The organism is Bacteroides xylanisolvens XB1A, assembly GCF_000210075.1.
Taxonomy (GTDB): Bacteria; Bacteroidota; Bacteroidia; order Bacteroidales; family Bacteroidaceae; genus Bacteroides; species Bacteroides xylanisolvens.
Window position 1 is genome coordinate 1,564,759 of sequence record NC_021017.1, and the last position, 10,692, is coordinate 1,575,450.

The 10,692-nt window shown below is 44.7% G+C and carries 9 protein-coding genes and 1 riboswitch; of the genes, 8 read left to right on the forward strand and 1 reads right to left on the reverse strand.

Annotated elements, in window-relative coordinates; all coding sequences use genetic code 11:
• The first annotated feature begins 75 nt into the window (after nt 1-75).
• Together BXY_RS06450 and BXY_RS06455 are read left to right on the forward strand one after the other, a co-directional pair.
• Nucleotides 76-1,875, forward strand: a complete 1,800-nt coding sequence (locus BXY_RS06450) for a hypothetical protein (RefSeq protein WP_117684048.1) — start codon at nt 76-78, stop codon at nt 1,873-1,875.
• A gap of 20 nt (nt 1,876-1,895) precedes the next feature.
• Complete coding sequence (locus BXY_RS06455; RefSeq protein WP_004314026.1) at nt 1,896-2,414, forward strand: hypothetical protein; 519 nt, start codon at nt 1,896-1,898, stop codon at nt 2,412-2,414.
• A gap of 218 nt (nt 2,415-2,632) precedes the next feature.
• Here BXY_RS06455 and BXY_RS06460 read toward each other — a convergent pair whose 3' ends face one another.
• Nucleotides 2,633-2,905 (reverse strand): DUF4248 domain-containing protein, encoded by a 273-nt coding sequence (locus BXY_RS06460; protein WP_015531497.1) that lies wholly within the window; start codon nt 2,903-2,905, stop codon nt 2,633-2,635.
• A gap of 351 nt (nt 2,906-3,256) precedes the next feature.
• Here BXY_RS06460 and BXY_RS06465 point away from each other — a divergent pair, with 351 nt between their 5' ends.
• The 6 genes from BXY_RS06465 to BXY_RS06490 all read left to right on the forward strand — a co-directional run bounded on the left by BXY_RS06465 (nt 3,257) and on the right by BXY_RS06490 (nt 10,620).
• Nucleotides 3,257-3,769 (forward strand): HU family DNA-binding protein, encoded by a 513-nt coding sequence (locus BXY_RS06465; RefSeq protein ID WP_015531498.1) that lies wholly within the window; start codon nt 3,257-3,259, stop codon nt 3,767-3,769.
• Nucleotides 3,770-4,352: 583 nt separating this feature from the next.
• Nucleotides 4,353-5,213, forward strand: a complete 861-nt coding sequence (locus BXY_RS06470; RefSeq protein WP_015531499.1) for an Rpn family recombination-promoting nuclease/putative transposase — start codon at nt 4,353-4,355, stop codon at nt 5,211-5,213.
• Nucleotides 5,214-5,521: 308 nt separating this feature from the next.
• A riboswitch (cobalamin riboswitch) is annotated at nt 5,522-5,710 on the forward strand.
• 32 nt (nt 5,711-5,742) lie between these two features.
• Nucleotides 5,743-8,136 carry an anaerobic ribonucleoside triphosphate reductase gene (locus tag BXY_RS06475; protein WP_004313429.1) on the forward strand — a complete coding sequence of 798 codons (2,394 nt, stop codon included), beginning with the start codon at nt 5,743-5,745 and terminating at the stop codon, nt 8,134-8,136.
• A gap of 194 nt (nt 8,137-8,330) precedes the next feature.
• A complete protein-coding gene (gene nrdG, locus BXY_RS06480) occupies nt 8,331-8,789 on the forward strand; it encodes an anaerobic ribonucleoside-triphosphate reductase activating protein (protein WP_008641262.1) in 459 nt (152 codons plus the stop codon).
• 235 nt (nt 8,790-9,024) lie between these two features.
• Nucleotides 9,025-10,428 (forward strand): MFS transporter, encoded by a 1,404-nt coding sequence (locus BXY_RS06485; protein ID WP_134993447.1) that lies wholly within the window; start codon nt 9,025-9,027, stop codon nt 10,426-10,428.
• Nucleotides 10,429-10,449: 21 nt separating this feature from the next.
• Nucleotides 10,450-10,620 (forward strand): hypothetical protein, encoded by a 171-nt coding sequence (locus tag BXY_RS06490; protein ID WP_153882593.1) that lies wholly within the window; start codon nt 10,450-10,452, stop codon nt 10,618-10,620.
• Nucleotides 10,621-10,692: the final 72 nt, after the last annotated feature.

Here is a 10,692-nt window from a genome sequence, read left to right on the forward strand (position 1 = left end):
GTGATGGCGTTATCTGTCCGATAGCATTGTTTTTTCAATTATACGATTTTATAATTAACCCCAAAAACGAAAGATATGAAAATTAGATTTATTTCCTTTTTCTTATTCATGTTGGCCATGAGTTGTTTTATGGCATGTAGTAGCGATGATCCGGCACCCGATCCTGAACCGGAGCCTGAACCGGAACCGGTGGAAACGGTTAATACGTATACGTACAAAGATAAGACGGTACAAGCGAAATCGGTATCTTGCTTTGAACAGGAAGGTATTGTATACGTATGTATGAGTCCGTTGCAAAGTTTGGAAACGATGGAAGACTTTATGAACAGCGGTAAGGAATATATAATGTTGGGAGTGGATAAAAAACTGGTAGGCACTCCGGTCACGGTAGGTAATTCTGATAACGACAATTATGCGTTTTACTACATGGATGCCGACGGAGAGGCGATTGTCGCCGTTAGCCCTGATGGATGGGAAGACGTGTTGACGCAGGGAAAGATCACCGTGACAATGGTACCGGGAGAAAATGAAACATCGGCCGTGAAAGCTGTTTTCGACTTTACACTGAAAAGTGGCGGCAAATTTACGGGTGAGGCGGATTGCGTTTACAAAGCTCCGGAAAAGCTTCCGAGTGAATATTCTTTTGGGGACGAGGTGCGCCCGTTGAAGTCGGTTGTCGCTACCACGCTGGGAGGTTTCCAGTATGTTTATTTAAGCCCGGAGACCGGGTTGACTACGGTAGAGGATATATCTGATGCCGAATATCTGATGCTGGCCATTACTCCCGAAATGATCGGACAAGAAATTGATATAACCTCTAGTGGAGACGCGGAGTATGCTTTCTATAATATGACAAACTTGGGAGCCGATGATATTGATGCAGTAGATCCTTACGGATGGTCTGAACTATGTTCGGCTGGTAAGCTCAAAGTAGAAAAGACAGATGAAAGCGTGAAAATAACCTTCAGCTTTACGTTGCTTTCGGGTGACAAGTTCAAAGGCTCTTATGAAGGTAGTTACACTGATATAAAGCAAAGTACTACCAATATTTTGACTTTGAATGGAGAAAGTACGCGTGACATCAAGGCTACCTTTTATGAAAAGACCAATGAAGGAGTTGCCTTGTATCTCACTCCGTCAGGGATTTCATCTGCTGCAGATCTGAATAATGTAAATACATATTACGTACGTCTTTTTGTTCCGAATACAGGGCTGGACGGACAGGAAGTAGATATAACAACTACGAATCTGGCTTTTGAGTTTACTTATTATAATCCGTATGATGAAGAAAGAATCGAAGTTTCTAAAGGACATCTGGAAGACGCGGCAGGTACATTCAGCGTGTCGAAATCGGCAGATAATGAATACTCGTTGACGCTCGACCTCAAATATTTGGGAGATAATAGTCTTAAAATATCGGGCAACTACAACGGTACTTTCAAAGTATATGATACGACGATCCCGAATCAATATCAGTTGGGGGCGGGCGGCACTCCGGTGACTATCCAGTCGGTAGTGGTAGATAAGACGGATGTGGATATTTGCGTTATTTATATTTCCCGGCAGGCAGGTATCACTACCGTAGCCGGAATGTCGGCAGCGGATGCGGTGGTACGTGTGCCGAAGAGCATGATGGAGGGAGCTGTTCACGGATTTTCCGGTAGCGCGGAAAATGCGAAGATATCGATCGCCTACGAAGGAGTCACTTATAATCAGGCTAATACGACGAACGGTCATTTGGCTGCAGGCGGCAATGCTTCTGTGGCTCTTCAAGGGAGTGAAATTGAAATGACATTCAATATTTTCTCTATTGTGCAGTACGATAATAGCAGCTTGTCCGGTTACTATAAGGGGGCGACGACCGTAATAGAATAATGATTAAATGAAGTATATTCATGAAGAAAATTTTACTGAAATATTTGAACCTGTTTGCTTTGTCGGGGCTACTGTTGGCTTTCGTCGGATGCAGCGACGATAATGATTCGGTAACTCCCGGACCGGGCGTGGAGGAAGTGCCTTCCATCGGTACTTATTCTTTTCGGGGAGTGGCGAATAATATTGTGTCCGGTGTGGCTTCTGTGGATGGGGACTATTTAACTTGTGTTCTTTCGCCGGAAAAGATGGAGGAAGGAAAGGCTGATACTTATTTTGTTTTTTCTCTTCATTTGTATTGGGAAGGGCAGGTGGTGGATGCTTCTTCGCTCTATCACAACGACCAGTATGTTTTTATCTACGAAGATCCAATTTATTATTACTCGCAGTATAAAAAGGTCACAGGGACGTTTTATGTGCAGCGTAACAGCGAAACGAATGTAACTGTCAAACTGAATCTGCGGCTTCATGACGGTGTCCGTTTTAAAGCGGAGGTCACTGCCGATTTAATGAAACCGTCGGGAGAAGAACCCTCGGAATAAGGCGGCTTCGGGTGATATTCTTGCCCGGTTATGAATTTATCTTTTAGACGCGGATAACGGACGCGGATTTTTAAATAGCTGTGCAGCTTTAAAAATCCGCGTCATCCGTGTCTAAAAAATTACTTGTAGGCTGAAGGGAAATCCTGCTCGGACACTACGATGGCAAATATCCATTTAAATCACTCTATTTTCATTCCTTTCCGTGCCGTATTTGTTTTTTAGGGTTCTCCCAAAAACTTGAAGAATAGTCCAACTTGAGCCGGAGTAAGTAAGATTGCCTTTTCACTGTAGCCGGTTTGGGCGAGTGCGGCTTGTAATGCTGTATTTTGGGTAATCCAACTGCGGAGGGTGCGGCGTGCCGAGGCAGGCTGTATGTGAGGTAGATAAAGTGTGGCCAGCTGACTTTTGCTGTAAGTCTGTATGCGGGTAGAGTTTGCCGTCTCCGGCATTTCTTTTGGGCTGACGGAGGTTACTGTTGTTTCTGTTTTCATTGTCGGTACTTTCTATTATTAGTAGGTGTTCATAATTAGTTTATATCATAATTTAGGCACGGATTACTCCTAAAAAAAATAGCCATTAATCAGTGACAGGAACTTATCTGTTTCTTTTAAGTTTATCCTGTGTGAATGCGAAGATACGCTTTTTTATGCCAAGTGGTTCTGCTTTGTACAGAAGCCTCTGTTGGCATAGCTTGTGTAGAAATTGTGCCTTTGAGTTGTCTCTTGTGACGAGTTGTCACATTGTGTTCCTCTGCTTTTTTCCTTTCCTATACTTTTGCCTTCGTAATCGGTTACAGATAGAATTTATTCATTAATCATTAAAAAGAAGAAAGGAAAAAAAGTATGCCATTAATTTACAAACCGTATCAGGCAACGCTTGCCAACAAGGAAGGACAGAAACTTTATTATCCCCGTCTGGTGAAATTCAGGAAAATGGTCAATACGCAGAAAATGGCGGAATTGATTGCAGAAAAAGCCTCGCTGACGGCGGGTGATGTTCATAACGTCATTCGTAACCTGATGTCGGTGATGCGTGAACAGTTGCTCAATAGCCGCACGGTGCGCCTCGAAGGCTTGGGGACGTTTACTATGATTGCCAAGGCAAACGGGAAAGGGGTAGAGTTGGAAAATAAGGTCAGCAGTTCGCAGATCACTTCATTGCGTTGCCAGTTTACGCCCGAATACACTCGTGCCGCCAACGGAAGTGCTACCCGTGCGTTGACCACCGGAGTGGAGTTTGTGCACATCAAGGATGTAGCGGGTTCGTTTGTGGCCGACGATGCCATTGACAAAGACCCGGATGACGATAATAAACCTGGTGGTGGAAGCGGAGAAGCGCCGGACCCGGCAGCTTAACCGGTAACTTGACTGTCAGCCGGACACGACCGATGGTTGACGGTTGACAGTCAAATCCCAACGGATATATAAACGGATCCCAACGGACATAAAACGGATTATTAACTTTTAAAAAGAAAACGGATGAGACTATTATTGGAGAAGTTGCTGGATATTCTTGAAGCAGTTCTGCGTTTCCGCCACCGGAGAAACGGCAAGGCAGAAAAGGATTAGCTAGCTGGAAAAGGCTTGGCATACCTGAAAAAAAAGGTATGAAACGGAATGACGTAAAAACATAGAACGTGCCGTCTGCACGTAGCTCGCGGAACAAGTAAAAATAAACGTGTAGCAACTCATAGAGTAAACATAAGTAAGGAGCAAGTAAAGAAGCTGTCTCGAATGGACGAGGCAGCTTTTCTTTTTTCGTATTCCGAAAATACTTTTTCGGAAACATGGCGGAAATGAGAATTTTGATGATAATTTTTTTAAGACAGAAATATTTCTGAATGAGGCAGCTTTTTTGTATCCATTTATTTTCTTCTATTCTTGACCGTATTCAACAAAAAAACTCTATCTTTGTTTTATAATTGAGACACAGCATATAATGGGAAGATTTATCAATCCCTTTACCGATTTTGGCTTTAAGTTTTTATTCGGCAGAGAGGTAGAAAAGGAGTTGTTAATCGACTTCTTGAACGATTTGCTCGTAGGTGAGCACGTAATCACCGACATCAGGTTCCTTAACAACGAACAGCCGCCGGAAGTAAAAACAGAACGAGGTCTTATCTACGACATCTATTGCGTAACCGATACCGGTGAACGTATTATCGTAGAAATGCAGAACCGGGAACAGCCTTATTTTAAAGATCGTGCCCTCTTCTATCTTTCTAGGGCCATTACGCAGCAAGCGAAAAGGGGAGTTTGGAACTTCCAGTTGGATGCCGTGTACGGAGTGTTCTTCATGAATTTCGTGATGGATAAGGATATGCCCTCTAAAATCAGAACGGACATCGTTCTTTCTGACAGGGATACGGGGAAGCTCTTCAACAACAAGTTCCGGCAGATTTTTATCGAACTGCCGAACTTCAACAAAGAAGAGGATGAATGTGAAAATGATTTTGAACGCTGGATTTATATACTAAAGCATATGGATACACTTGACCGGATGCCTTTCAAGGCTCGCAAGGCCGTCTTCGAGCGACTTGAAAAGTTGGCTTCCAAAGCAAATATGACCCAGGAGGAAAGAGCCCAGTATGAAGAAGAATGGAAAGTTTATAACGATTATTTTAATACGTTGGACTTTGCTGAACAGAAAGGCTTACAGAAAGGCTTACAAAAAGGATTACAGAAAGGCTTGCAAAAAGGTAAAGAAGAAACAGCTCGTAATTTGAAAGAATTAGGTGTGGCTGACGATATTATTATGAAATCTACCGGGCTTTCGAAAGAAGAAATAGAAAAATTATAATTTCTTTCATTCTATTGGAAAGAAAGGTTTTGTCGAAAGTGAAAAAATAGTCTATAACTTATGAAGCAAACGATAGTTGTGGAGACTTTTAACACATCCTTTTTTCGCTTAACATATCCTTTTTTCGCTAAGGGTAAAGTATCTAAAAACTATATATGTCTTTGGGGTGAAATAAACGAATTTGGAATATTATCCACGTTAAAATCAGAAAAAAGTTTTCCGTTTTGGAAAACTTTCTGTATCAGCGAGAAAGAATAGTTTCCCGAAATTTAATGTTAAAAGCTAACCAAGCTATGATATAATCTCCTATCTTTGTATCCGGTTTCGGAACTAAAAAGAGGTTTAGTCAATGAGGGAACGCTGTGCAAATCGGCGACAGTACCCGCTGCTGTAATTCTCTAAGAATCCGCACAATAGGCCACTGCATCGATGCCGGTGTGGGAAGGTGTTGCGGGGGAGGGATAAGTCAGAAGACCTGCCGAAGAGATTTTCTATTTTTAATTTATTAATGCTTTCGGGAGTTAAAGTTATGAACTACGCGGAAATTTGTATCATCAAACGTGATGGTAAAAGAGAAGATTTCTCTATCAGTAAGATTAAGAATGCAATCAGTAAAGCATTCAGTGCAAGTGGAATTCAGGATGAGCAGCAGTTGGTTGCTGACATCACCATGAATGTTATCAGTCAGTTTGCTACCCCCACGATCACCGTAGAAGAGATTCAGGACTTGGTAGAAAAGTCGTTGATGAAAGTGCGGCCGGAAGTAGCGAAGAAATACATCATCTATCGCGAATGGCGGAATACGGAGCGTGATAAGAAAACCCAGATGAAACAGGTGATGGACGGCATTGTGGCTATCGACAAGAACGATGTCAATTTGAGCAACGCCAACATGAGCAGTCACACGCCTGCCGGGCAGATGATGACGTTCGCTTCCGAAGTAACTAAAGATTATACCTATAAATACTTGTTGCCGAAACGTTTTGCCGAAGCGCACCAGTTGGGAGACATTCACATCCACGACCTGGATTATTATCCGACAAAGACGACAACCTGCATCCAATATGATATGGATGACCTCTTTGAACGCGGTTTCCGCACAAAGAACGGTAGTATCCGCACCCCGCAAAGCATCCAAAGCTATGCTACGCTGGCTACCATCATCTTTCAGACCAACCAAAATGAGCAGCATGGCGGACAGGCGATTCCGGCTTTCGATTTCTTCATGGCAAAAGGAGTGGCCAAATCTTTCCGCAAGCATCTGGCATCGTTCATTAACTTCTATGTGGCTATGGAAAACGGAAATCAGGCCGATGAGAAATCCATCCGCACGTTGATTAAAGAATACCTTCCGTCTATCAAGTCCACCGAGGCCGAACGCGAAACATTGCGCATCGCTCTGGTCGCTTTACAGATCATTATAGATAAGGAACACCTTGCCCGCATCGTCGAAAAAGCCTACCAGCAGACCCGTAAAGATACACATCAGGCAATGGAAGGATTCATCCACAACCTGAATACGATGCATTCTCGTGGCGGTAACCAAGTGGTATTCAGTTCCATCAACTACGGAACGGACACTTCTGCCGAAGGCCGCATGGTGATCGAAGAACTGCTGAAAGCTACCATTGAAGGCCTCGGCACCAGAGGAGAAGTGCCCGTATTCCCCATCCAGATATTCAAGGTGAAAGACGGCGTTTCTTACTCGGAGAAAGACTTTGAGAAAGCAATGAAAGCGGAGAACATCGAAGAGGCAATGACCGACAGTTACGAGGCTCCCAACTTCGACTTGTTATTAAAGGCTTGCCAGACTACTGCGAAAGCGTTGTTCCCGAACTTCATGTTCCTCGACACACCTTTCAACAAGAACGAGAAATGGAAAGCCGACGATCCGCAGCGTTACATTTACGAACTGGCAACGATGGGCTGCCGTACCCGTGTTTTTGAAAATGTGGCCGGAGAAAAATCTTCTTTAGGACGTGGCAATCTTTCGTTCACCACACTGAATATGCCAAGACTGGCTATCGAAGCCCGTATCAAAGCGGAAAATCTGGTAGAAGATGAACGCAACAAGGACGCCATCGAACAAAAAGCAAAAGAAATTTTCATCGAATCTGTACACCAAATGTCTGCGCTCGTGGCCGACCAGCTTTACGAACGTTATCAGTATCAGCGTACGGCCCTGGCACGCCAGTTCCCGTTCATGATGGGAAATAATGTGTGGAAAGGCGGTGGCGAACTGAATCCGAATGAACAGGTAGGAGACGCCTTGCGCAGCGGTACACTGGGGATCGGATTTATCGGCGGGCATAACGCGATGGTGGCTCTCTACGGACAAGGTCACGGACACAGCCAGAAAGCATGGGACACGCTGTATGAAGCGGTGATGGAAATGAATAAAGTGGTAGACGAATATAAAGAGAAATATAACCTGAACTACTCCGTTCTGGCTACTCCTGCCGAAGGACTTTCGGGACGTTTCACGAAAATGGACCGCCGGAAATATGGAAAAATCCCCGGAGTGACAGATCGCGACTATTATGTCAACTCTTTCCACGTAGACGTGAAAGAACCGATCAGCATCGTTGAGAAAATCAAGCGTGAAGCTCCGTTCCACGCTATTACGCGCGGCGGACACATCACGTATGTGGAGCTGGACGGTGAAGCGCAGAAGAATGTGCGTGCCATCGCCAAGATTGTGAAAGTGATGCACGACGAAGGAATTGGATACGGCTCTATCAATCACCCGGTAGACACTTGCCATAACTGTGGTTACAAGGGAGTTATCTTCGATAAATGCCCTGTATGCCAGAGTGAAAGTATTCTCCGTATGCGCCGTATCACCGGTTATCTGACGGGCGATTTAAGCTCTTGGAACTCTGCCAAGCGGGCAGAAGAGAAGGACCGTGTAAAACATTTGTAGAATAAATGTTTGATAATTGATGAATGGATAATGAACGGTGCTTGATGAAAGCGTTACGGTTCATTATCCATTATTCGGTTATTGCTTGCAGCACGTTACTCTCATCTTGTACTGTTCTGTAACGAGTATTTATTCCACATTTATATGGTTATCATCCATTCTCAAATCTTCATTTTTCATTAGCTATTAAAGAAGTGAATTTACTAGGAACTTATTCTGAAACGATCGTTGACGGTGAAGGTATCAGGTTTTCTATTTATCTTGCCGGCTGCTCCCATCATTGTCCCGGTTGCCACAACCCGGAGAGTTGGAATCCGGGAGCAGGAGAAGAACTGACGGAGGAGAAAATACAGTCCATCATCCGTGAAATCAAAGCGAATCCTTTGTTGGACGGCGTTACTTTTTCCGGCGGTGATCCGTTTTTTCATCCGGAAGCGTTCCTGCTTTTGCTGAAACGGGTGAAAGAGGAAACAGGGATGAACGTGTGGTGCTACACCGGATACACATACGAAGAAATTAAGGCGCAGTCTCGTTTGAGTGCCGCTCTTGATTATATTGATGTATTGGTGGACGGACGCTTCGAACAGGCTCTTTTCTCTCCATATCTGGAGTTCAGGGGAAGCAGTAATCAGCGGATTTTGAAGCTGAAGTAAATGTAATTCGACATTTGGAGTAAGTTGAATCCAGTAGTTGAGCACTAAAAAAACTTATTTTTCAAAGGAAACAAAAACACCTGTACCGTTGTTTTGTTTACCTTTACGAAACCAAGTGAATCATTTTTCATCACAGAGTAACGCGGCGCTTTTTTGTAGCCGGTGGGGCTTGCGTCTGTGTTTGTGTCTGCTTGATGGTGAAGAAATAAACGACTACTTACAAGAATAAGTTTTTATGGTACAATCAATAAATCCAACTCAAAAAAACGATGAGACCGATGGCTTGCCAATGCCTAAACGTATTTGGGCGGTGGTGTCTGTCGGCTTTGCTCTTTGTATGTCAGTACTGGATATTAACATCGTCAATATCGTACTACCTACACTTTCACATGATTTTGGGACTTCTCCCGCTGTAACCACCTGGATTATCAACGGCTATCAGCTGGCCATCGTTATATCGCTACTGTCTTTTTCCGCTTTGGGTGAAATCATCGGTTACCGGAAAGTCTTTCTTTCGGGCATCGGACTGTTTTGCATCACTTCATTGATCTGTGCCTTGTCCGATTCGTTTTGGACTTTGACGGTTGCCCGTATCTTTCAAGGGTTCAGCGCTTCCGCCATCACTAGTGTGAATACGGCACAGCTGCGTTACATCTATCCGAAGAGCCAGATCGGGCGGGGGATGGGGATCAATGCAATGGTAGTTGCCATATCGGCTGCCGCCGGACCATCTGTGGCGAGTGGTATTCTTTCCATTGCCAGTTGGCACTGGTTGTTTGCCATCAATGTGCCGTTGGGACTCACTGCATTGCTTCTCGGCATCAAACACCTGCCACGACAGGAGGAGCGTACGAAACGTAAATTCGATTATATCAGTGCCATCGCGAATGCGGTCACTTTCGGTCTGCTCATTTACACGCTGGACGGATTTGCCCACCATGAGAAAATGGACTTCCTTTTCATTCAACTGATTGTGTTGGCAGTGGTCGGTACCTACTATGTGCGCCGGCAACTGACGCAGACCACTCCGCTGCTCCCTCTTGATCTGCTGCGGATTCCGATTTTCCGGCTGTCCATCCTGACTTCCATCTGTTCTTTCATAGCACAAATGACAGCGATGGTTTCTTTGCCTTTTTTCCTCCAGAACACTTTGGGACACAGCGAAGTCATGACCGGACTTCTACTCACACCGTGGCCGTTGGCTACGCTTGTCACGGCTCCGTTGGCAGGATATCTTGTCGAGCGCATCCACCCCGGTATCTTGGGAAGTGTCGGGATGGCTCTGTTTGCCGTCGGACTTTTCTCGCTTTCCAGTCTGACTGCGGAGTCGTCCGATATTAGTATCATTCTGCGTTTGATGCTGTGTGGGGCAGGATTCGGATTGTTCCAGACACCGAACAACAGTACGATTATCTCTTCCGCTCCTACGCAACGTTCGGGCGGAGCCAGTGGTATGTTGGGAATGGCCCGCCTGTTGGGACAGACCACCGGGACAACATTGGTCGCATTGCTTTTCAGCTTTGTCGCTCATGACCGGAGTGCAGCTGTCTGCCTTATGGTAGGAAGTGGATTTGCTGTTGTGGCGGCTATCGTCAGCAGCTTGAGACTATCGCAGCCTTCCACTCTGAAAAGAAAATAAGAACTGATAAAGTCAGGCTAATTGAAAATAAATAAACTGAGGTTGGTGCCGAAAGCGGAGCTCACTCCGGAACTGGAGGTGTACTACAATTATACCTGTCAGGAGGGCGATTATATCAAAACGTGCACAGTGCCTTCACCCAAGTTGGATGAAACGGATTTGGAAAGAGAAAAAAAGATGTTGAAGATTTAGAAGATTTAAAGGCAAGCAACTATAAAAAACAATCCCGGATGAGAGAGGAGTGAATACCTGTTCTCATCCGGG

Bases quoted from the DNA above. Each gene is read 5' to 3' on its own strand.
- BXY_RS06455 (WP_004314026.1), top strand. From the start codon at position 1,896: ATGAAGAAAATTTTACTGAAATATTTGAACCTGTTTGCTTTGTCGGGG.
- BXY_RS06470 (WP_015531499.1), top strand. From the start codon at position 4,353: ATGGGAAGATTTATCAATCCCTTTACCGATTTTGGCTTTAAGTTTTTA.
- BXY_RS06475 (WP_004313429.1), top strand. From the start codon at position 5,743: ATGAACTACGCGGAAATTTGTATCATCAAACGTGATGGTAAAAGAGAA.
- BXY_RS06465 (WP_015531498.1), top strand. From the start codon at position 3,257: ATGCCATTAATTTACAAACCGTATCAGGCAACGCTTGCCAACAAGGAA.
- BXY_RS06450 (WP_117684048.1), top strand. From the start codon at position 76: ATGAAAATTAGATTTATTTCCTTTTTCTTATTCATGTTGGCCATGAGT.
- BXY_RS06485 (WP_134993447.1), top strand. From the start codon at position 9,025: ATGGTACAATCAATAAATCCAACTCAAAAAAACGATGAGACCGATGGC.
- BXY_RS06460 (WP_015531497.1), bottom strand. From the start codon at position 2,905: ATGAAAACAGAAACAACAGTAACCTCCGTCAGCCCAAAAGAAATGCCG.